The organism is Burkholderia pulmonis (genome assembly GCF_984667975.1).
This window is the reverse complement of record NZ_OZ480188.1, coordinates 604,755-625,021: the sequence shown is the minus strand read 5'-3', so window position 1 is coordinate 625,021 and position 20,267 is coordinate 604,755. Positions and strand designations below refer to the sequence as shown.

18 protein-coding genes are annotated in these 20,267 nt (G+C 65.7%); 7 read left to right on the top strand and 11 right to left on the bottom strand.

All coding sequences use genetic code 11. The features are described 5' to 3' along the window. Window positions 1-9: 9 nt before the first annotated feature. Window positions 10-486: a hypothetical protein gene (locus AC5LXK_RS34355; protein WP_493395070.1), complete on the bottom strand. Its 477-nt coding sequence runs from the start codon at window positions 484-486 to the stop codon at window positions 10-12. A gap of 270 nt (window positions 487-756) precedes the next feature. Here AC5LXK_RS34355 and AC5LXK_RS34350 point away from each other — a divergent pair, with 270 nt between their 5' ends. The 3 genes from AC5LXK_RS34350 to AC5LXK_RS34340 all read left to right on the top strand — a co-directional run bounded on the left by AC5LXK_RS34350 (window position 757) and on the right by AC5LXK_RS34340 (window position 3,488). Then, the gene (locus AC5LXK_RS34350) at window positions 757-1,092 is read left to right on the top strand and encodes a PCYCGC motif-containing (lipo)protein (protein ID WP_493395069.1); all 336 of its coding nucleotides are present in this window, start codon (window positions 757-759) and stop codon (window positions 1,090-1,092) included. A gap of 36 nt (window positions 1,093-1,128) precedes the next feature. Continuing rightward, window positions 1,129-1,446 (top strand): P-II family nitrogen regulator, encoded by a 318-nt coding sequence (locus tag AC5LXK_RS34345; protein WP_493395068.1) that lies wholly within the window; start codon window positions 1,129-1,131, stop codon window positions 1,444-1,446. Window positions 1,447-1,817: 371 nt separating this feature from the next. Then, window positions 1,818-3,488: a site-specific integrase gene (locus AC5LXK_RS34340; RefSeq protein ID WP_493395067.1), complete on the top strand. Its 1,671-nt coding sequence runs from the start codon at window positions 1,818-1,820 to the stop codon at window positions 3,486-3,488. Between the two features lie 628 nt (window positions 3,489-4,116). Here AC5LXK_RS34340 and AC5LXK_RS34335 read toward each other — a convergent pair. The 7 genes from AC5LXK_RS34335 to AC5LXK_RS34305 form a co-directional block, all read right to left on the bottom strand. Further along, on the bottom strand, window positions 4,117-5,967 hold the full coding sequence (locus tag AC5LXK_RS34335; RefSeq protein ID WP_493395066.1) for an ABC transporter ATP-binding protein/permease: 1,851 nt from the start codon (window positions 5,965-5,967) through the stop codon (window positions 4,117-4,119). Next, a complete protein-coding gene (locus AC5LXK_RS34330; RefSeq protein WP_493395092.1) occupies window positions 5,964-6,839 on the bottom strand; it encodes an extracellular solute-binding protein in 876 nt (291 codons plus the stop codon). The genes AC5LXK_RS34335 and AC5LXK_RS34330 overlap by 4 nt, the downstream gene beginning before the upstream one ends. Window positions 6,840-7,451: 612 nt before the next feature. Further along, window positions 7,452-8,132 (bottom strand): Fe2+-dependent dioxygenase, encoded by a 681-nt coding sequence (locus AC5LXK_RS34325; protein WP_493395065.1) that lies wholly within the window; start codon window positions 8,130-8,132, stop codon window positions 7,452-7,454. A gap of 42 nt (window positions 8,133-8,174) precedes the next feature. Beyond that, the gene (locus AC5LXK_RS34320) at window positions 8,175-10,547 is read right to left on the bottom strand and encodes a TonB-dependent receptor (RefSeq protein ID WP_493395064.1); all 2,373 of its coding nucleotides are present in this window, start codon (window positions 10,545-10,547) and stop codon (window positions 8,175-8,177) included. Window positions 10,548-10,583: 36 nt separating this feature from the next. Further along, window positions 10,584-11,411, bottom strand: coding sequence for an ABC transporter ATP-binding protein (locus AC5LXK_RS34315; RefSeq protein WP_493395063.1), 828 nt, complete (start codon window positions 11,409-11,411; stop codon window positions 10,584-10,586). Beyond that, window positions 11,408-12,490 (bottom strand): FecCD family ABC transporter permease, encoded by a 1,083-nt coding sequence (locus tag AC5LXK_RS34310; RefSeq protein ID WP_493395062.1) that lies wholly within the window; start codon window positions 12,488-12,490, stop codon window positions 11,408-11,410. Before AC5LXK_RS34310 ends, AC5LXK_RS34315 begins: the two co-directional genes overlap by 4 nt. An 8-nt stretch (window positions 12,491-12,498) precedes the next feature. Beyond that, window positions 12,499-13,704, bottom strand: a complete 1,206-nt coding sequence (locus AC5LXK_RS34305; protein ID WP_493395061.1) for an ABC transporter substrate-binding protein — start codon at window positions 13,702-13,704, stop codon at window positions 12,499-12,501. Window positions 13,705-13,861: 157 nt separating this feature from the next. Between AC5LXK_RS34305 and AC5LXK_RS34300 the strand changes: the two genes are divergently transcribed. Both AC5LXK_RS34300 and AC5LXK_RS34295 read left to right on the top strand, forming a co-directional pair. Then, window positions 13,862-14,575 (top strand): response regulator, encoded by a 714-nt coding sequence (locus AC5LXK_RS34300; RefSeq protein WP_493395060.1) that lies wholly within the window; start codon window positions 13,862-13,864, stop codon window positions 14,573-14,575. Then, a complete protein-coding gene (locus AC5LXK_RS34295) occupies window positions 14,575-15,990 on the top strand; it encodes a sensor histidine kinase (protein WP_493395059.1) in 1,416 nt (471 codons plus the stop codon). Before AC5LXK_RS34300 ends, AC5LXK_RS34295 begins: the two co-directional genes overlap by 1 nt. A 343-nt stretch (window positions 15,991-16,333) precedes the next feature. Here the strand turns inward: AC5LXK_RS34295 and AC5LXK_RS34290 are convergent, their stop codons facing one another. The 3 genes from AC5LXK_RS34290 to AC5LXK_RS34280 all read right to left on the bottom strand — a co-directional run bounded on the left by AC5LXK_RS34290 (window position 16,334) and on the right by AC5LXK_RS34280 (window position 18,351). Continuing rightward, window positions 16,334-16,726, bottom strand: a complete 393-nt coding sequence (locus tag AC5LXK_RS34290) for a carboxymuconolactone decarboxylase family protein (RefSeq protein ID WP_493395058.1) — start codon at window positions 16,724-16,726, stop codon at window positions 16,334-16,336. A 145-nt stretch (window positions 16,727-16,871) separates the two neighbouring features. Continuing rightward, window positions 16,872-18,056, bottom strand: coding sequence for a pyridoxal phosphate-dependent aminotransferase (locus tag AC5LXK_RS34285; protein ID WP_493395057.1), 1,185 nt, complete (start codon window positions 18,054-18,056; stop codon window positions 16,872-16,874). Between the two features lie 70 nt (window positions 18,057-18,126). Next, window positions 18,127-18,351 (bottom strand): hypothetical protein, encoded by a 225-nt coding sequence (locus AC5LXK_RS34280; protein WP_493395056.1) that lies wholly within the window; start codon window positions 18,349-18,351, stop codon window positions 18,127-18,129. Window positions 18,352-18,647: 296 nt separating this feature from the next. On the opposite strand from AC5LXK_RS34280, the gene AC5LXK_RS34275 reads away from it, so the two are divergent. Continuing rightward, window positions 18,648-19,148, top strand: a complete 501-nt coding sequence (locus AC5LXK_RS34275) for a hypothetical protein (RefSeq protein ID WP_493395055.1) — start codon at window positions 18,648-18,650, stop codon at window positions 19,146-19,148. 188 nt (window positions 19,149-19,336) lie between these two features. Next, the gene (locus tag AC5LXK_RS34270; RefSeq protein ID WP_493395054.1) at window positions 19,337-19,936 is read left to right on the top strand and encodes a nitroreductase family protein; all 600 of its coding nucleotides are present in this window, start codon (window positions 19,337-19,339) and stop codon (window positions 19,934-19,936) included. Window positions 19,937-20,267: the final 331 nt, after the last annotated feature.

The window sequence follows — 20,267 nt, the reverse complement described above, 5'->3', positions numbered from 1 at the left end:
ACTCGTACCTCATACAGCCTGAAAGGAAAACGCGACCATGAAATGCAGCTTGAAAGTGATGGTACCCATCGCACTCACGTTGGCCGTCGTGATCGCTCTCGGATACTGGGCGCTGCCCCAGTTGCGCGGCGCGATTTCGACGATCGCTATCGTCGCGAGCGCGTTCGTCTGTCCGCTGGCAATGATGCTCATGATGCGCAACATGCCTGCGCGCGTGAACCGTGACGACACGGCGACTCGGACAGCGGACGAAACGAAGCCGTAACGCCAACAGAGTCTGAATGGAGTCGCGCGAGCCCGGTGCAGTTGCGACCGCACCGGTTCCTCGCGCGACGCGGAGAGAACGATGTTTACTGGAAAACCAATAGTCAATTTCATCATCGGTCTGCTTGCCGTAATCGGTCTGATCGTCGTGCTGGGCGCGGTCGCGATGGTGGCAATGCACGCGGGAATGATGCATGGGACGTGGTCGTGCGGTAACGCCATGCACCTGTCCCGCGGAATTTAGACCTCAAGCGTTGGAGAGTCGAAGTGAAACGAGATACGTCTCAAGGTACGCGCGGCTCGCCTGCGACCAAGCGTTCTGGACCGTCTGGCAAACCAATGTGGCATCTGTTGTTCCTGCTGGCTCTGGTCATTGCGATACCCACGGTGTTGGTTTGGGGGCCCTCGCTTGTCCATCGACTGACGGGCTCAACCGCGGTTGCCATCGACGCATCGAATCCGATTCAGCAGATTCCCGGGTGGAGAGTCGGCATGCTGCTACCAGACGGCCTGCGCATCATGCCGACCGGTCGAAACGACGCGTCGCATGTGCTTGCCCCGAAGCAGTTCCACGACAAGGCGGTACAGCACGCGTACTGGGTGGCAACTCAGATCCCCGCGACGCTCAACAAGCTTTACTGCTGGTGCGGTTGTGAGAACCGGGGCGAACACCGCTCGAACCTTCAATGCTTCGAGGACCAGATGGCGGTGTCGTGTCCCGTCTGCCAGGGAACCGCCGAGATCGCCTATCGGATGACGCAAGCCGGGATTCATGATGCGAGCAAGATTCAGGCGGCCGTCGACGCGAAATGGGCCCCCAAGGGATGAGCGAGTGCCGTCGCTATCCCGGCAAAGGAGGATGCTATGGAACTGAAGTGTGTAATCGCGGTGGTGCGTCCCGAAGTATTGACTGCGCTCGAAAGGCGACTGGCCGCGCTACATATCCACGGGTTGACGGTGACCAACGTCATGGGATTTGGCGTACACCCGAATCCCTACGCCAACGACCCGACCACCGAACACATCAAGATTGAAATTTTCACAACGGCCGACAATGTCGCTGGCCTGGCGAAGGCAATCATCGACATCGCGAGAGAGCAGTCTGGTGAAGATGGCGTTATTGCTGTCGTATCGGTCGAACACTTCTGGCGCGTCCGAACGGCGTCAGAATCTCCACCGTGAGTCGTTCGTCAAAGGGCAGTATTTCCGGCCCCGCCTTCGGCCCAAACGCGTGTGGGCGGATCAATCCTTCCAGCTTGAGGGGCGAGTGAAAAAGCCGCCCACGACTTGCCGCAACTGGAGGCGAGAAGGTGGGAAGGCTTACAGCGCAGATGCAGGGAGCCCGTGACGAATCGACGAAACGACCAGTCAGGAAGCCTTTGAATGAGTTGAGCATTATTTTCGGGCCAGGCCGCAGGCCCTTGTCAGGCCTAGCGCGTGCAACACCGATAAAACGCACGAGAATCAAGTGGATCCCGATACTGGGTAGATTGAAGATGGACCGATAAACCGCATTATCAGTCCATGACTATTTTCGATTTAAACTGGCAATCATGAAAACGCGTCAGACTGAACCCATCACCTTCCCCGACGACGCCGAACTGGCCGCGCTGCGTGCGTGGTCCGCCGGGCTCGACGCTCGCGCAAGCGTCGCGCGCTATCTGGGCGACCGCAAGGCGCCAGGCGCATCCGCGCGCGGTGTGCTCGGCCGCATCCGGCGGACCCTGATCGCATACGCGGCAAGCCGCCACCGGGACGATCTGGCGGAGGCATTCGGCGAGCGGTCCTCGGCATCGGCCGACACCGTGGCGCGCGCGATCGAGTTGTTGCGCAACCTGCCAGCCCCGGTGCCACACATTGCCGACACGATCGACCAGTGGCTGCCGCCGCGGGTGATGGCCGCTCTGCAGAAGCATGGCATCCGGACGCTGGCCGATCTGACCGTGCGAATTCCGCGCCGGCGCCGCTGGTGGATTGCAATCGACGGACTCGGTGCCGCCGGCGCGCGTCGCGTGGAGGCGTTTTTTGCCGCCCATTCAGCATTGACCGAACGGGCGCGGGCATTGCTCGTCGAGGCGCCGGCCGGGGACATCGTGCCGTGGGAACAACTGCGCGTGCCGCACGACGTCGACGGCTCGCATGGACAGTTCCGCGCACCGCTGGCCGCCTGTCTGCTGAATGCGTCCAACGACTACGAGGCGATCCAGTCCTGGCTGTCGCTGCATGAGTCGGCTGCTACGCAGCGCGCCTACCGCAAGGAAGCGGAACGCCTGATCCTGTGGGCAATCGTCGAGCGCGGCCGCGCGCTGTCGTCGCTCACCACCGACGACGCGATCGCGTACCGGGCATTCCTGCGGCGACCGACACCGCGCGAGCGTTGGGTCGGGCCGTCACGGCCGCGGCACAGTGTCGAATGGCGACCGTTCACCGGCGCGCTCGCGCCCCGATCGGCGGCCTACGCATTGAACGTGCTGTCGGCGCTGTTTCGCTGGCTGATCGAGCAGCGCTACGTGCTCGCGAATCCGTTCGCGGGAGTGAAGGTCAAGAGCCATGCGCCGCGCGCCGGATTGGACGTTTCGCGCGGCTTCTCCGAGGGCGAGTGGTTGCTGATCCGCACGCTGGCCGACGGCCTGGAATGGTCCTATGGCTGGAGTGTGCCGGCCGCTCAGCGCTTACGGTTCCTGCTGGATTTCGGTTATGCAACCGGCTTGCGTGCGAGCGAACTGGTCGGGGCGACGCTCGCCGACGTTCGCCGGGACGAACACGGCGATCACTGGCTGCACGTGCTCGGTAAGGGCGGAAAACGTGGGAAGGTGACGTTGCCGGCGCTGGCCCGGACGGCGCTCGACCAGTATCTCGTGCAGCGGCGGCTGCCTGTCACGCCCGCGCGCTGGAACCCAGCAACGTCGCTCGTCCCGAGTCTCGGGGAGGACGGCGCACGCATCGAAAGCACGCGGCTTTGGCGTGTGCTGAGGCGCTTCTTCGTGCTGGTCGCCGATGCGATCCAGGACGAGCGGCCCGCGACGGCGGAGAAGCTGCGCCGCGCGAGTCCGCACTGGATGCGCCATACGCACGCGTCACATGCGTTGGCGCGGGGCGCCGAACTGATCATGGTACGCGACAACCTGCGGCACGCATCGATCTCGACGACGTCGACCTATCTACACAGCGATGAAGTGCAGCGGGCTCGGCAGTTCGATCAGGCGTTTGCCGTGCGGAAATGAGCGGCAGGCCACGGAGCGCCATGTTAAAGCGCCAGATTTTGCACCTGAAGGACGCAATTCCGCGAAATCGATGGCTTCATAGGTTTATGATTTTTCTACGTATTTTTAGATACGCCGCCAGATTTTGCACGAAAAGGACGATTACCCCTCAAGACGTTTCAGGCAGACATTCTGAACTGGGTGGATCGCCGGCTCGATCAGAAGATCGCCGACACTCAAGGGAGGATCCCGGCCGAAGACGCCCATGATCTCGCGAACGTCTAAAGCCGCTCGGAGTCTCGCCCGTGACATCAAGTGTGGGTACAAGCTGAGCGAGGCTCAACGGGCAGAGATCGAAACAGTCAAGTCGGTCGGCGACCCTCCCGCTGAGCAGGTGGCTAAATAAAGGCAGCGTCCCGTGTCTTGTTAAGCGACTAAGATTTCTATGAAAATCGCGTAGCCATTATCAATCGGTTATCTGATATTAAATTTTACATAATATGTATGATCGATGTTTTTTGTAAAAGCAAAGTTGAAATGTCGTAGCTGGAGGCGGTTCGAACTGCCGAACATAGATGCAGATGCCGAGTGTCGCGACGAGAACCGTCATCGTGCAGGCTTACTGGACGATCTGTCGGATGCGGGCCGTTCAAGCCGGGACAGATTCGGCCGCCCAGACGGATACCCCGTCCGGCGCGATGTCGAACCGGCAGGTGTCGCGCTCGACCAGATCGAAGTCGCCGATCGCGAAATCGAAGTGCGCCCCCGCGATCTCGACCCGGGCGAATCGCTCGCCGTCGCGTCGCTCGACGACATCGACTCGCCCTTCGAACGCGCCGGTCGCGGGTGCGATGCGCAGCGCGCGCGCGGCCACGCGCCACATGACCCGCCGTCCTGCGTCGAACGACTGGTCCGATGTGGCGATCGACAGCGCGTCGTTCACGCCGACGACGCCTGGCGCATCGATCACGCCGGCGCCGACGTTTCTCAGCCCGAGCAATGCCGCGACGCGCAGGTTCACCGGTCGTTCGAACACGTGGTCGATCGTGCCCGACTGAAGCGCGCGCCCTTGATCGATAACGAGTACCTCGTCGGCGAGCAGCGCCGCCTCGTCCGGATCGTGCGTGACGATCAGGGTCACGGCGGAAATCTCGCGCTGCATGGCCTTGAGCGAGCGCTGCAGCGCGCGGCGACGCGGCGTATCGAGTGCGGAGAACGGCTCGTCGAACAGCAGCAGGTGGCTATGACGGGTCAGCGCTCGCGCGACCGCAACGCGTTGCCGCTGCCCCAGCGACAGCTGGTGCGGCAGCCGGCCCAGGAGCGTGCCGAGGCCGAGCTGATCGACCCAGTAACGCGCAGCTGGCCCGTCTGCGTCGACCGGAAAGGCCAGTTGCCGCGCCACCGTCATGTGCGGGAACAGGCCATAATCCTGCGGCGTATAACCGATCTGCCGCCGTTCGGGCGGCAGCGCGCCGAGATCCAGCGCACCGAGCGTCACCGTGCCCGACTCGTTTTGCTCGAGCCCGGCGATCAGCCGCAGCGCGAGCGACTTGCCCGAGCCGGACGGCCCGATGATCGCGAGCCGACGGGTGGTGGGCTCCCAGCGAACATCGAGGCTGAAGGTGCCCAGGCGCTTCGTCAACCGCACGGCAAGACGCGGATTCCGGGCCGTCGCCGCCGCGGCCGGATGCGACGGCGGCAGCGGCAGTTCGTCCACGTTCTCCGCCGGCATCGCCACCGCCTCGTGCCGCGCGCCCCGGCCGTACACGGACAGCATCGCGCACGTCACCGCGATCGCGAGCGTGGGCAGCAACAACGGCATCATCGCCGGCAACCCCTGCCCGCCGAACACGACATAGGTGTAGACCGGCAGCGAATACGGGTGATAGGCGACCATCACGGTTGCGCCGAACTCGCCGAACGCGCGCAACCACGCGAGTGCGAGACCGGCCCGGATTCCGGGCCACGCAGCGGGCAGCGCGACCCGAAAGAACCGGTCGCGCGCCGGATAGCCAAGGGTCGCGGCGACATCCTCGAGCACCGGGTCGACCGACGCGAAGGCTGAACGTGCGGCGACGATCAAGAACGGCGCGGCCACGAACGTCTCCGCCAGCACAATGCCCGCGAACGAATCGGTCAGCGCGCCGCCCGTCAACCGGCCGAACCCGCTATACGGGCCGAACAGGAACAGCAGCAGCACGCCGCTGGTCAGCGGCGGTAACGCCAGCGGCAACTGCACGACGAAGGCGAGCAGCGCCATCACGCGCGACGACGAGCGCGCGAGCCAGTAGCCCAGCGGCACGCCGCACGCGAGGATCAGCAGCGTGGCGACGCTGGCACTGCCGGCCGACACGGCAACGGCCGACCCGGTCGCACGCCAGTCGACGCCCGCCCAGTCGCCCTGCCCGATCTGCGGAACGCTGGCGACGAACGGCGCGCACAGATAGACGGCCAGCAGGACGGCAAGCGCGACCACCGGCCGCGCTGAAGCGCGCTTCATCGCGCGTTGTCGATCACGCCCTGCAATGCCGCGGGCACGGCCTGGGAATTGCCGAAAACTTTCGGCTTGATTACGTCGACGCCGTGCTGCTCGAGCAGCGCACGCCCCTTCGCGCCCAGCAGGAACGCGACGAACTTCGACGCGCCGGCCGGATCGGGCGCATCACCGAGAATCGTCAGCGTGTAGCCCGCCTTGGCCTGCAGTTCAGGCGCCGGCCGCACCGCCGGAATCTTCAGGTCGGTGGTCTCCGTCGAATAAAAGAATCCCGCATCGAGCTGGCCCGACTGCAGCCGGCCGACCAGCGTCTCCTCCGGCAGCACCTGGTCGGGATTCTCCGGCGCGCCGAGCGTCTTCTCGACGAGATCGGGCTGATGGTAGAGCGTTGCGGCCTTCTGCATCATGTCGACGGTGAACGCACCCTTCGGGTCGAGCTTCGGATCGGTGCGGCCGATGCGGATTCCCGGCGCCTGCAGGACCTGCTCCCACCGCTGCGTCCTGAACGCTTGCGCGAAACGACTGCGCGGGCTATAGCCGATTAGCAGCGGCGACTCCGCGAAGCTGACGTACCACGCGACATGATCGCCGTTGGCCGGCCCCATCAGCGCCTCGTTGACCTTCGGGCTAGCGCTGATGAACACGTCCCCGCGCCGCAGCCTGCCCTTGATCTCGTTGGCGATCTTGTTCGACCCGGCTGCGTAGCCGCGAAATCGCAGGCCGGTTTCCTGTTCGAACGCGGGACCGACGCTGCGCTCCATCAGGTTGACGAGCGATCCCGCGTAAAGCACATCGACCGTGCCCTCATCGGCATGGCCGGGGCCCGCGATCGATAGACCCGCCAGCAGCAGGCAGCACATCATCAGCTTGCGCAACATGACCTTCCTCAACACGTTATATTTGCTCATATACTACGACACCTGAATGACACGAGTTGCCCCTGCTGGATGAATGCATGTCTGTGCCGTGACACAGCCGACACGACTGTACTGTTCGTCCGCCCTCAACGAGCGCCCGGATCAGGGGATTCCTCGCGAATCAGGCCGATCGTGACGACGTCGACGGCATTCCTAACTGCTGACGCTGACGATGGCAGCCCACAACTGACTCGGTTGAGATCACTGGCCGCGTTGCGTCCGCGGAGCACCCGAGGTACCGGAGTGGGCACCAGGAAGCCCGCGACGTTTTCCCCTTCGCATTGAAATCGGGCGAGTGAGCCGAAATTGAACGCTTCGCGGCGATTGCCGCGAACGGTAGAGGGCAAGTTGCGCCGGGCAGAACAGCAATTCAACGACCTGTTAGCGGATCGAACGCGTCAAGCGGATTGGACCAGTGGAGAAGGATCCGGCGTGCCTGGAGACGGGGTGGGTTCTCATGAACCGACATGCACCGTGCTCGCCTTCTTTGACTTCGCCTCCACACCGTCCCGGTGGAATGGAGTCCGGTCCCGGCGAGTACCGGCCCCGGGATTTCATCCGGCCGCACCCGGTTCAAACATCCGCCCACATCCTCAACAGGTTGTGATACGCGCCGGTCAGCTGCAACAACGATTCGCCATCCGCGTCCTGCTGCGTCAAGCGCTGGATCGCGACATCCATGTCCAGCAACAAGCTGCGCTGCGCATCGTCGCGCACGAGGCTCTCGATCCAGAAAAACGACGCCAGCCGCTCGCCGCGCGTCACGGCCTCGACCTTGTGCACGCTCGATCCGGGATACAGGATCATGCTGCCGGCCGCGAGTTTCGCGCGGTGCTCGCCGTACGTGTCGCGCACGACGAGCTCTCCGCCGTCATAGCTCGCCGGATCGTTCAGGAACAGCGTCGCCGACAGGTCCGTGCGCACACGTTCGCGCGACGCACGAACGCCGCGCACCGCGTTGTCGATGTGATACCCGAACGACTCCCCGCCCGCGTAGCGATTGAACAGCGGCGGATAAATCCGCTTGGGCAGCGCCGCCGACATGAACACAGCATTCTGTGCAAGACGGCGAATGATCTCATCGCCGATCTCGCGCGCGAGCGGATCGTCGCCGTCGAGCTGCCGGTTCTCCTTCACGCGCCGAGATTGCGCGCCGGCCGTCGCGCGGCCGTCGACCCATTGCGCGGCGCGCAGCTGCTCGACGAGCCGGGCCGCCTCTGCCGGGCTGAACACGCCCGGAATCTCGATCATCATTGTGTGGTTTCCTTTGAAGCGGATACGGTGCGCCGGTGCGCGTCAGAATCGGATATCGGCAGTCGCCATCACGGTGCGCCCTGCTCCCGGCACGCCGTACAACTGGAAACCGTCGAGCGACGCGCCGATCGCCGAGTAATAGAACGTGTCGAACAGGTTCTGCACGTTGAGTCCCACCGTCAGGTGCTTGTCGACCTCGTAGCGCGCAGCGATCGAATGCAGCCAGAACGAAGGCGCCTTTTCGTTGTCCGCTACGTACACGGGATGCTTGCCGTTCGCGCCGTTCACGGTGCTGCTGTTGTTGTTCTGGCCGCCGACGTAGCCGTTGTCGGTGTAGCGCCGCGTGCCGACGTACTGGGCGCCGTAGCTGACCGACAGCTTCGGCGTGACGGCATACGTCGTCCACAGGTTGAACGTCGCGTTGGGCACGTTGGCAGGCCGCAGCCCGGCATTCGCGCCCTTCGTGATGCGGCCGCGCATCGCGGCGAATCCCGCGAATGCGGACCACCGGTCCGTCAGGTTGCCGGACACGCCGAGCTCGAGGCCGTCCACCCGGCGCGGCGGCAGCGCACGCACGACCGTCGTCGTGCCGTCGCCGTAATCCCACGAATCGGACAGCTCGGTACGAAACAACGCACCCGTCACCGACAGCCGGTGATCGAACAGATCCCATTTCGAGCCCACTTCCCACGTCTGCGCGACGGCCGCCTGCAGATCCTGGCTCGACGTGTTGCCGTAGATCACGTTGTTGGTCGTCGCGCCCACCGCGGACGGTTGCGCGGCCCGGCTGTAGGTCGCATAGAGGCTGCCGAACGGCACCGGCTTGTACGTGATGCCGATCCGGCCGCTCAACGCGCCGTCGTTGCTGCGCGCGACCGTGTGCGCGTTCGCCGCGCCGTTGACCTGCTTCAACGAGAAGCGGTCGTAGCGCACCGCGCCTTCGACGAGCCATTGCGGCGTGACGGTCACGGTGTCGCGCAGGTACACACCCGCATCGGTGAGCGACGCATAGTCGCCCGCGCCGCCTTCGAGCGTCGGCATGCCGCCCATGTTCGTGCCGTAGGCGTTCGTCAGGTTCATCACCGGATTCGCCGACGGCGCGAGAATCGTGCGCGCGAGATCGCCGTAGCGCTCGTGATACACCTCCGCCCCCGTGACGACGTCGTGATGCAGGCCGCCCGTGTCGAACGAGAGATTCAGGTTGGTTTCGTTCGCCACGATGTCGTAGCGCTTCGACGTGCCGAAGTTGCTACCGCGCAGCACCGCCAGCGGCGACGCGTTCGCGATCGGCGCATAGCCGCTGTACGACGCTACCCCCGCACCGCTCGTGACGAGCGGCCCGGTACCGCCATAGCCGTACGACGTGCCGCCGGTCGAGTTGAAGCGCGCGGGCGACAGCACCGTGATGCGGTCGGTCTGCTCGAAGCGGCTGAGGTTGGAAATCCTCACGTTGTCGTTGAAGTCGTGCTCGATCTTGACCGTCGCGCGGTCCGTCACTTCGCGATCGGTGAACAGGTTCGGGTCGCCGTACCAGCCGTTGCGCGGCACGCCCGGCATCCGCGCGCCGCCGGTGCCGCGCGCGATCGGCACGCCGGTGTCGGGCGTGTTCACGTCGTTCTGGTGCAGATAGTCGATTGTCACTCGCGTCTGCGTGCCGAGGCCGAGCGCCAGCGAGCCGGCCACGCCCCAGCGGTCGTAGTCGGTCACCGCGCGACCGTCGACCGCGTTGTAGTGACGCATCAGGTTGAGCCGGAACGCCGACGTCGGCGTCAGCTGCTTGTTGAGGTCGGCGGTCACGCGGCGGTAGCTGGCGGTGCCGAGCGTCGTCGACAAGTGGTACGCGTCGCCGGCATGCGCCTCCTTGCTGACGAGGTTCACGCTGCCGCCGGGCGCGGCAACGCCGGACTCGATCGTGCCGGTGCCCTTGAACACCTCGACGCGCTCGACATTGAACGTATCCGTGCGCCCGGCGAGGCCCGCGTCGCGTATGCCGTCGACGGTGATGCTCTGCTCGCCCGAAAAGCCGCGGATCGTAAACATGTCACCCCAGCCGAGGTTGCCCTCGCCCGACGTGAACGTGATGCCGGGCACGTTCTTCAGGATGTCCTGCAGGCTCTGGGCCTGCTGCTCGTCGAGCACTTTCTTCGGGATGACCGCGACACTCTGCGCGATGTCCAGCAGCGGCGCGGTGAACTGGTCCGATTGCAGGAATTCGGTGCGGTACGGCGACGAATGCGCGTGGATGTCGATCGCGGGCAGCGTGGCGCCCGGCGACGACGACGCGTCCGGCGCGGCGGCCGATACGTTCGACTGCGCATGCGCGGCCGACAGCATGGCCAGCCCGAGCGTGGCGCCCATCAGGTTCGACAGCAGGGCCGACGGCGATCGGCCGGCCCGTTGAAGAGACGACGACATGAATCCTTCCGGTGATGAGAGTGATGAAGCGTTGGGTCAGCGCGTTGCGGCGGCCAGCGGATCGTTCGATGCAAGCCCGTCGATCAGCACCTGGAGCTGGCCGCGCGAGCAGCGTTCGATGCGCGCGGCGACGTCGAACACGTCGGCAAGGCTGACGGGCGTCACGACGTCTTCCGGCACCCCGAAGCGCACGATGCGGCCACGGTGCAGCAGCATCGCGCGGTCGCAACCGCGCAATGCGGCGCTAATGTCGTGCAGCACGACGACCGTCACGAGCTGTCGCTCGTGCGTGATGTCGCGCAGCGCGGCCATCACCTGGTGCTGGTGATTGAGGTCGAGCGCGGACAGCGGCTCGTCGAGCAGCAGCACCTGCGGATCGCGGGCGAGCGCCTGGGCGAGGCCAACAAGCTGACGCTGTCCGCCGGACAGTTCGTCGAGCGTGCGTGGCGCGAGCGCCTCGATGCCGAGCCGGGCGAGCACCGCGAGCGCCGCCGTGCCGTCATCGTCACCGCCCGCGTGGCGGGCGACCGGCATGAACCCGTGTCGCGTCGCGCGGCGCGCGACGACGACCGATTCGAGCACCTGCAGGCGCACGCCGGCCGGCAACGCCTGCGGCAGGTACACGACACCGTGCGAGCGCGCATCGCGCAGCCCCGGCACGAACGCCGCGCCGTCGAGCGCAAGCGAGCCCGATGCCGCACGCGTCAGCCCCGCCAGCGTGCGCAACAGCGTCGACTTGCCGCTGCCGTTCGGGCCGAGCAGCGCGGTGATGCAACCGCGCGGCAGCGGTCCCGCGGCCAGGGACACGAGCACGTTGCGCCGCCCGTAATGCACGGTCAGTCCGTCGATCGTCAGCCCGCTCATGCGTGACCTCCCTGCGAACGCACGACGATGCCGAGGAACAGCGGAATGCCGACGAGCGCGGTGACGATCCCGACCGGGATCAGCACGCCCGGCACGATCAGCTTCGATGCGATCGACGCGAGCGACAGCATCAGCGCGCCGAGCAGCAGGCTGCCGGGCAGATAGAACCGGTGGTCCTCGCCGAACAGCGTGCGGGCAAGATGCGGTGCGATCAGCCCGACGAAGCCGATCGTGCCGACGAACGACACCGCGAGCGCCGACAGCACCGACACGCGCAGCAGCGTCGCGAGCCGCACGCGCTTCACGTCGATGCCGAAGCTGGCCGCGCGATCTTCGCCGAGCCTCAGCGCGGTAAGCGTCCACGCGTTGCGCATCGACAGCGGCAGCGCAATGGCCAGCGCCGCGGCGAGCACCGCGAGTTTCGGCCAGTCGGCGCGTGCGAGCGAACCGAGCGTCCAGAACACGAGCCCCTGCAGCGCGTCGGCCGACGCGATGAACTGCATCAGCGACACGAGCGCATGGAACGCGAACACCAGCGCGATGCCCATCAGCACGACGCCCGTGGTATTCATCCCGCGCCAGCGCGCGACCGCGTCGAGCAGCAGCGCGGACAGGAACGCGAAGACGAACGCGTTCGCCGATACGACCCAGGTCTGTGCGATACCCGGAATCGTCACGTCGAGCACGATCGCGAGCGACGCGCCGAATGCGGCAGCGGCCGACACGCCGAGCGTGTACGGGCTCGCGAGCGGATTGGCGAGGATCGTCTGCATCTCGGCGCCGGACAGGCCGAGCGCCGCGCCGACGAGCACGGCCATCGCCGCATACGGCAGACGGATCTGCCAGACGATCACGCGCACGGCCGGATCGGCGCCCGCGCGCTCGACGAGCGTGCGCAGCAGCGTCGCGACGGGCATGCCCGACGGCCCGGACGACAGGTCGAACAGCACCGACACGACGATCAACAGCGCGACGACGACAAGCGCGGCCGCCCGCCGCCGCGTGAGCCGGAGGTAGTCGCGCAGGCTCGCCGCATGCACGCGTCCGGCTGCGTGGCCGGGTGCGGCGTCCCGAAGCATGGCGTCGCTCATCGTGCGGCCTGCGACGAAGCGGCCGGCAGCGGCGCGTCGACCCACTCGGCGCCCTGCGGCGCGATCGCGAGGAAGCGGCGATGCAGTTCGGCCTGCGTCGCCTTCACGTCGAGATCCTTGAACTGCTGCGGATAGAACCACTTCGCGAACGCCTCGATCGCGAGGATGTTGTACGGCGAGTCGTAATAGTTGTGCGAGATGCCGTGCACGCTGCCGTCGCGGATCGCCTTGATCGCATCGAATCCCGGCCGCGCGGCAAGCTGCGCGAGGCTGGCCGCCGCGTCGCGCGCACTCGTCCGTGCGCCGACCCGCAGCGACGCGAGCCCCGGCTTCGTGCGGCTGCCGGTTGCGATGTATACGTCGGGCTGCGCGGCGATCGCCTGCTCCATGCTGATGTCGCCGAGCACGCCGGGCAGCAGGCCCGCCGCGATGTTGCGGCCGCCCGCGGCCGTCACGAACTCGCCGAAGTTGCCGTTGCCGGCGGTGTGGCAGCAGCCGGCGTCCCATACGCCCGCGAGCAGGTCGACGAATACTTTCGGCCGCTGTGCATCGGGGATCCGGTTCACGACCGCCTCGACGTGCGCGAGATGCGCGCGGTAGAACGCCGCATACGCGCTCGCCTGCTCCGTACGGTGCATGACCGCGCCGAGCAGCGCGATGCTCGGCAGCGTGTTCTGCAGCGGATGCAGCCGGAAGTCGACGAACACGACCGTCGTGCCGGTCGCCTCGAGCTGCTTCACGAGCGCGTTGTAACGACTCGGCCCGTGCCCACCGAGGCTGAAGATCGCGAGATCGGGCTTCAGGCTCAGCGCCTTCTCGGCACTGATGCTGTCCTCGGTCGCCTGGCCGATCAGCGGAATGCGGCGAATCTGCGGGAATGCCCGGGCGTACGCGTCGAAGGTTTGCGGGTCCATCAGCGGCAGGTCGCCCTGCCAGCCGACGATGCGCGCGAGCGGCTGCTTGCCGTCGAGCAGTGCGACGGCCGACAGCAGCCGGCTCTCGCCAAGCAGGATCCGGCGCGGCGCCTGTGCCGGGACGCGAACCGTGCGGCCCGCGAGGTCGGTTACGGTCGCCGGCGCGGGCGACATCGCGGAAACCGGCTCGGTGGTCGCTGCCGTTGCGTGTGCGGCAGCCGCGCCGATCGCCAGCGCGATCGCGGCGGAGCCCGCATGCCGCACCCACGGTTGTCTGAAAATTGCCATAATGTCGCCTCTGAATGAGAATCATTGCCATTTGAAGGGCGACACTGTAATCACCGCGTGTAATGCCGATGTGTTGGAAGCGCGGCCTTTTGTAATGGAATGTGTTGGCGCCGCATTCCTTTCAGATTCATTTCGATTGATCCGGAAGCACCTCCCGATGGACCACATCCTTGTCGTCGACGACGATCCGAACATCCGTACGCTGCTCGGCGACTACCTGCGCGCGATGAACTACCGCGTCACGCTGGCCGAGAACGGCTTGCAGCTCAGGCAGGCGCTCGGTACGGCGACCGTCGATCTCGTCGTGCTCGACCTGATGCTCGACGGCGAGGACGGCCTCGACCTCACGCGCGACCTGCGCCAGCGCCACGACGTGCCGATCGTGATCCTGAGCGCGCGCGGCGGCCTGCTCGACCGGATCCTCGGCCTCGAGATGGGGGCGGACGACTACCTGCCGAAGCCGTTCGATCCGCGCGAGCTCGTCGCGAAGATCAAGGTGGTGTTGCGGCGCACGCGTGCGGTTCCGGGCGCGCGGCGCACGGAAGCGTCGTCGCGCGTCAGCTTCGCCGGCTGGCACCTCGATACGCGGATGAAGCAGATGATGTCGCCCGACGGCGTGATCGTGTCGCTCGGCGGTTCCGACTACCGCACGCTGCGTGCGCTGCTCGATCACCCGAACCGCCCGCTGTCGCGCGAGTTCCTGCTCGATCGCGTGTTCGGCAAGGAGCTGGCGCCGCTCGACCGCTCGATCGACGTGTGCGTGAGCCGGCTGCGCCACCACCTGAAAGACGCCGCGCGCAACGCGGCCCTGATCCGCACGGTCCGCAACGAGGGTTACATGCTCGTTGCGGAGGTCGTGCACGAAGCGTGATGGGCTCGCGGCGCCTGGCGCTGCGCCTCTGGCCCGACTCGCTGTTCGGGCGGCTCGTCGCGATCCTGGCGGCCGGGATGTTCGCCGGCCAGATGCTGACCGGCACGATCTGGTTCGACACGCACGACAACCGCATGCTGGAAATTCCGGCGCGCCTGTTCGCGAGCCGGCTTGCCGATACGCTGCGGCTCGTCGACGCCGCGCCGGATGCGGCCGCGCGCGACGCGGTCATCGCCGCGCTCGGCGATGACCGCTACCGGCTGCGCCATGTCGATCCGCCCTCGCCCGTCGGCACGCTGACCTTCGCGCAGCACGCGACGGCCGGGCTGATCACCGGCGTCCTGTCGAAGCGGCTCGGCGCCGATCCGCCGTTTCGCCTCGTCGACGCCGAACTGCACGACGACACGGGCCGCCATGCAGGCCCGCTGAGCCTGTTCGATTCACGGATGCCGACGGGCGAATTCCACGTCCAGGTCGGCCTGCCGTCCGGCGGCTGGCTCGACATCCAGGCCGACGAAGGCCAGGCGGGCATGCATGCGATGCCCGCGTCGCTCGTGGTCGACTACCTGCTGCGGCTCTACCTGATCCGCTTCGTCGCCGTGTGTGCCGTCGCGTTCGTCGCGGTGCGCTTCGCACTGAAACCGCTCACGCAGCTCGCGCGTGCTGCCGAGGCGCTCGGCCGGGACATCCACCGGCCGCCGCTGGCGGTCGACGGGCCGTCGGAGGTGCGCCGCGCGGCCGGGTCGTTCAACGCGATGCAACGGCAGTTGATCGACAGCTTTGCCGGACGCGCGCGCTTTCTCGGCGCGATATCGCACGACCTGCGCACGCCGCTCACGCGCCTGCGGCTGCGCACCGAGATGCTTCCCGATCCCGAATGGCGCGACCGGCTGCGCGGCGATCTCGACGAAATGGAATCGATGGTCCGCGGCGCGCTCGACGCGGTGCGCGGCGTGGAAGTGACCGAGCCGCGCTGCGGGATCGATCTCGACTCGATGCTCGAAGGGCTGGCCGAGGATGCGCGCGATACGGGCCAGGCGGTCACGATACGCGGGCACGCGTCGGCGCCGGTGTCGGGCTTCGCGGGCAACCTGAAACGCTGCCTGCAGAACCTCGTCGACAACGCCGCGCATTACAGCCGCGGCGCACCGGTGACGATCGACATACGCGACGGCAAGGACGCCGTGCGCATTGTCGTCGGCGATACCGGCCCCGGCCTGCCGGACGACTGGCTCGAACGCGTGTTCGAGCCATACCGGCGCGGCGCGCATGCGAACCGAGACGACGGCGGCACTGGGCTCGGGCTCACGATCGCGCGCAGCATCGCGACGCTGCACGGCGGCACGCTGATCCTGTGCAATCGCACCGGCGGTGGGCTCGATGCGGTTCTCACGCTGCCGCGCGATGCCGCGTAGCCGTCACGCACGCCTTCCGTTGATCGCTTGCCGCCGGTGCCCCACCCGTGCTACCCCAGCGTTCGCACGTGCGGTGCGATGACCTGCCATTTCTTTAAATGGGCGTTGCCAACATGGTGCTGATTGTTTTTCTTCCGGTACACATGGATGAGTTTCGGCTCCTGGTCTATGCGTGAGAAACAGAGCAAGCCGGCAGCATGGCGTTTCTCGTCACGCATGCCGATGCCTGACTGCAGCCGTGCCTCATGTCACGGGATCACGTGAGCGAGTTCGGATCACAAGCCCCGAAAGTCATCCCAGACAATGTCTGGACAGGCGTCCGGGGCCTGCCGAGCGCCTGTTCCTATTCGAACGCCGGATCGATCGGCACGCGATAGCCGACGGCGAGCCGGTTCGTCTCGTTCGCCATCCCGACGACGGCGAGCAGTTCGCCAAATGCCTCGTCGGTCATCCCGGCCCGCCGCGCGGCGGCCGTATGGCTCGCGACGCAGTACCCGCAATTGTTCGTCACGCTCACCGCGATGTAGATCAGTTCCTTGACGAACGGATCCAGCGCGCCAGGCGCCATCACTTCCTTCAGGCTCGCCCACGTGCGCGCGAGCGTCGGCGGATGATGCGCGATGGCCTTCCAGAAGTTGTTGACGTCGGGCACGCCGCGCGTCTCCTTGATGTCATCGTAAACGGCCTTCACGTCGGGTACGGCATTGTCGTAATCGACAGGATCGAACGAACTCATGGACCCCTTCTCCTCTAACGGGTAACGGACAAGTAGACTGCGGGGCGTCCAGTCTATTCCTCAACACGGGGTTCCGGCCGGTTTGAGTTGTCAGGCGACGCGAATCTCCCTGACTGACTGGTGAATGCTGCCGTGTGCGCCCTCCTCAACGCTTTCCGTCGACTTGCTCCGCGTCAAGCGCGAGGCGAACGCGGTCGCCGAGATTGCGCAAGCGTTCGACCGGCTCGTTGGCAAACACGAAGCGAATGTAGTCTTCGCCGTGCGCGCTTCCCCATCCCGTCATGCCGGTCGCGCAGACGCCGCGAGCAAAGAGGCGCTGCGCCATTTGTTCGCCGGTCAGGCCGTAATCCGACACGCGCAACAACATCGACCAGCCTCCCGCCGGCATGCCGAAAGGCAAGCCCGTCAGCGCGCCGGCAACCGCGTCGCGTCGACGCTCGAGCTCGCCAACATAAGCGGGCAAATCCATGCTGGAGTGCTCCAGTGCGACCGCCGTCGCTTCCTGCGCGATCCCGACCGGCACGACGACATTCGCGAGCGATACGGCAATCAGGTCGGGCATCAGCCAATCCGGCGCCACGATCCAGCCGACGCGCCAGCCGATCATTCTCAGTTCTTTCGACGCGGCGCCGACCACCACCGTGCGCGCTTCCATCTCTGGAAGGCTTGCCGGATGGATCAATGTGCGGCCATCGAAAAGCAGCCGTTCCATCGCGCTATCGACGATCAGCAACAGGTCGTAGCGCCTGCACAGCTCGGCGACGAGCGTCCAGTCTTCCGCGTCCAGCACGCCCCCGGAGGGCATCGAGGGCGACATCATCAACATCGCACGCGTTCGAGGCCCGACGGCTGCCCGCAACGCGTCGCGGTTCAGCTTCCATTCGCACGCCGGATTGAAGTCGAACGGAACCTGTCGCGGCAGCCCGCCCACGAGCCGAATCCGGTTCAACAGTCCGACATAGGTCGGGTCGGTTACGATGACTTCGTCCCCGGCTTCGATGGTGGCAAGCAGCACGTTCAGGATGCCGGACAAGCCACCGGCGGAGATGACGACGTTGTCGGCGGTATAACGCACGCCCGAGAGGGCCGAGACGTGCGCGGCGGCGGTCGCGCGCAAGCGATCCTGGCCGACGAACGGCAGATAGGAATTGGCCGAATCACGCGCAACGGCCGCTCGCGTCATGTCGAGCGCTTGGGCCACGGGCGGGATGTCGGTGTCAAGATTTTCGAGGCGCAACAGGTCGAGATCCGCGCGATCGGCCAACGAGCCCATCCGGTCGACGCCGATGCCGGCAATGTGCGCAAGACGCGCTGGACGCCTACGATTCATGCAGCCTCCTTCCTGCTCCCTGTTCAGCCAACCGATAGCCTGCGGCGGAGCTGTCCGTCGGCTTTCGATTTCACGCGACACCGAGGCGGCATGCGATTCCGTCATCCTCGGCGCACTGGTGTGAGATGAACCGCCACCCCGGCAATGGATCATGCAGTTCGCCGCTCGCATCGAAGGTCGAACTGACTTGATGATAGGCGCGGCGTCTTTCGCCGTCGAAGCGATATCTCGCGACGCGGATTCCCGGATGGCCGGCGCCCGCCTGAATGGACGGATCATGACGGCCGTGCGACATACGCGGCAGCCCCTCCGGCGGATCACCCTCATCCGTCAATACGACAGCATGGCTGGAACGTGACGCAAAGATCCCTGCCCGACGCTCGCCAGGTTGACGAATCGGCACCAGCGGCTAACATGCTGCCAGCTTGACCGGCTGTCATGGACCATGATTCCCGTTTTTCGCGATAGTGCCGCAAATGAGCATCGACAACCGCCGGCACCGAAGCGGGTTGTTCAGGATTGGCGACGAAGGCAGTATTCCCGGGCGCCGTGCACCCGTGTCGAAACATCCGCTACCTTTGACGGATACCTATGATCGACTTTATTGGCGGATTCGTTATCGGAGGTTTCGGCGGCGGCATCGGCATTTTCTACCTGCTGTCGATCGTGACCGACGTCAACCGGCCTATCGTCGGCAAGCGGCCGTGGCTGGGCTGGTTCTTCGTTTTCAAGAACCTTGCAGGGTTCTGCGTTGCGATTCTGATCCCCACCTGGTTCGTCGGCAACTATATCGACCGGCATTTCGCAATCGAGCTCGTCGTACCGCGCTTGAGCTCGCCGTCGCGGTTCATTCCGACACTGGGTACGACATTCGGCGTGCTGGCGGGGCTATGTCTGTGTGCGCCGGTTGTGTTCATCCTGACGAGCTGGATCGCGGGCCTGATTTTTCACCCGAGCGAAACGTGGCGGGATCTCAGGTTGAAATGGCAGCGACGCAAAGCTGACGCAGATGAAACCGGCGCCGACAGCGCGGACCATGCGCCTGCAACCGGGCGGCGCCGTCGCGGCAAACGCCGGCGCTCGCCGCAATGAACCGAGTCGTGGCTCACACGTTGTCGCGGTTCTCCAGATATATTTCAATTCCATTACGCATCGAATGCAGCGCACGAAGCTCACGTGCAGGGTGATCCGCAATCTCAATCGAGACGTAATGAGAAGCATTTGCATCTGATTGGATTTTTGGACATCATGTTCTGGTCACCCTCACACGGACCATGCACATGGATACCGCAGCAAACATTTCTGCAGAAGCGTTCTTCGAAACATTGCTTTCGCGACAGTCGCATTGGTCTCTGGCCGCGCCCGGGCCCGGCGACGCGGAACTCGACCTGATGTTCGACGCTGCGTTGCGCGCGCCGGATCATGGCGGCCTGCGCCCGTGGCGTTTCGTCGTCATCCGCAACGAAGCGCGTGCGGAGCTGGCGCAGGTGCTGTTCGACATCGCCGTCGCGCGCGACCCTGATACGCCCCGCGCAGTTCACGAACAGCGCAGCCAGGCTGCGTATGCTGCGCCGGTCATCATCGCGCTCGGCGCTGCAGTCGTGCCCGGCTCCCACGTACCGGAAATCGAGCAACTGCTGTCGCTCGGCGCCGCGGCGATGAACCTGCTGAATGCGATCCATGCGCTGGGTTATGGCGGCGTCTGGGCAACCGGCTCCCATGCATACGACCCGGACCTTCGAAACGCGCTTGATTTCGATCCATCGGTCCATCTGCTCGGCTTCCTCCTCGTCGGATCCCGGGTCGAGGCCGACGCCGCACCATCGCGCCCTCCCCGATCCCGACACGTACGCGAATGGTTTGGCCGGACATCGATCTGAGCCCGTCGTCATGCGAGCATTGACGCGCACGTCGGCTCGATCCTTCGAAACGTTCCGCGGGTGCGCGACGACGCTTGCGAGCGATGAAGCCGCGCTGCGGCAAGCGAGTGCCTGACTGCCGCACGCGCAGAGCACCGCGGCGGTCGCCCTTCCGGACGAATGGTGAACCCGGTCGTTCGCCGGCGAACCGTTGAAGCGGATTCGCTGGCTGCCATCGACTTGCTCGACGCCGGCATCGAGATCAGGGTCCGGGAACGCGACACGACTGACATGCATTGACGCGTATCGAAGGCGCGCTGTCGCGATTGCGCTTTCACAAGCACGTCCGCAT

What these genes read in the sequence shown, in the direction of transcription:
- AC5LXK_RS34355 (WP_493395070.1), bottom strand. Translation starts at nt 486, where the DNA reads ATGGCGTTACCGCACGACCACGTCCCATGCATCATTCCCGCGTGCATT.
- AC5LXK_RS34350 (WP_493395069.1), top strand. Translation starts at nt 757, where the DNA reads ATGCTGCTACCAGACGGCCTGCGCATCATGCCGACCGGTCGAAACGAC.
- AC5LXK_RS34345 (WP_493395068.1), top strand. Translation starts at nt 1,129, where the DNA reads ATGGAACTGAAGTGTGTAATCGCGGTGGTGCGTCCCGAAGTATTGACT.
- AC5LXK_RS34340 (WP_493395067.1), top strand. Translation starts at nt 1,818, where the DNA reads ATGAAAACGCGTCAGACTGAACCCATCACCTTCCCCGACGACGCCGAA.
- AC5LXK_RS34335 (WP_493395066.1), bottom strand. Translation starts at nt 5,967, where the DNA reads ATGAAGCGCGCTTCAGCGCGGCCGGTGGTCGCGCTTGCCGTCCTGCTG.
- AC5LXK_RS34330 (WP_493395092.1), bottom strand. Translation starts at nt 6,839, where the DNA reads ATGTTGCGCAAGCTGATGATGTGCTGCCTGCTGCTGGCGGGTCTATCG.
- AC5LXK_RS34325 (WP_493395065.1), bottom strand. Translation starts at nt 8,132, where the DNA reads ATGATGATCGAGATTCCGGGCGTGTTCAGCCCGGCAGAGGCGGCCCGG.
- AC5LXK_RS34320 (WP_493395064.1), bottom strand. Translation starts at nt 10,547, where the DNA reads ATGTCGTCGTCTCTTCAACGGGCCGGCCGATCGCCGTCGGCCCTGCTG.
- AC5LXK_RS34315 (WP_493395063.1), bottom strand. Translation starts at nt 11,411, where the DNA reads ATGAGCGGGCTGACGATCGACGGACTGACCGTGCATTACGGGCGGCGC.
- AC5LXK_RS34310 (WP_493395062.1), bottom strand. Translation starts at nt 12,490, where the DNA reads ATGCTTCGGGACGCCGCACCCGGCCACGCAGCCGGACGCGTGCATGCG.
- AC5LXK_RS34305 (WP_493395061.1), bottom strand. Translation starts at nt 13,704, where the DNA reads ATGGCAATTTTCAGACAACCGTGGGTGCGGCATGCGGGCTCCGCCGCG.
- AC5LXK_RS34300 (WP_493395060.1), top strand. Translation starts at nt 13,862, where the DNA reads ATGGACCACATCCTTGTCGTCGACGACGATCCGAACATCCGTACGCTG.
- AC5LXK_RS34295 (WP_493395059.1), top strand. Translation starts at nt 14,575, where the DNA reads ATGGGCTCGCGGCGCCTGGCGCTGCGCCTCTGGCCCGACTCGCTGTTC.
- AC5LXK_RS34290 (WP_493395058.1), bottom strand. Translation starts at nt 16,726, where the DNA reads ATGAGTTCGTTCGATCCTGTCGATTACGACAATGCCGTACCCGACGTG.
- AC5LXK_RS34285 (WP_493395057.1), bottom strand. Translation starts at nt 18,056, where the DNA reads ATGAATCGTAGGCGTCCAGCGCGTCTTGCGCACATTGCCGGCATCGGC.
- AC5LXK_RS34280 (WP_493395056.1), bottom strand. Translation starts at nt 18,351, where the DNA reads ATGTCGCACGGCCGTCATGATCCGTCCATTCAGGCGGGCGCCGGCCAT.
- AC5LXK_RS34275 (WP_493395055.1), top strand. Translation starts at nt 18,648, where the DNA reads ATGATCGACTTTATTGGCGGATTCGTTATCGGAGGTTTCGGCGGCGGC.
- AC5LXK_RS34270 (WP_493395054.1), top strand. Translation starts at nt 19,337, where the DNA reads ATGGATACCGCAGCAAACATTTCTGCAGAAGCGTTCTTCGAAACATTG.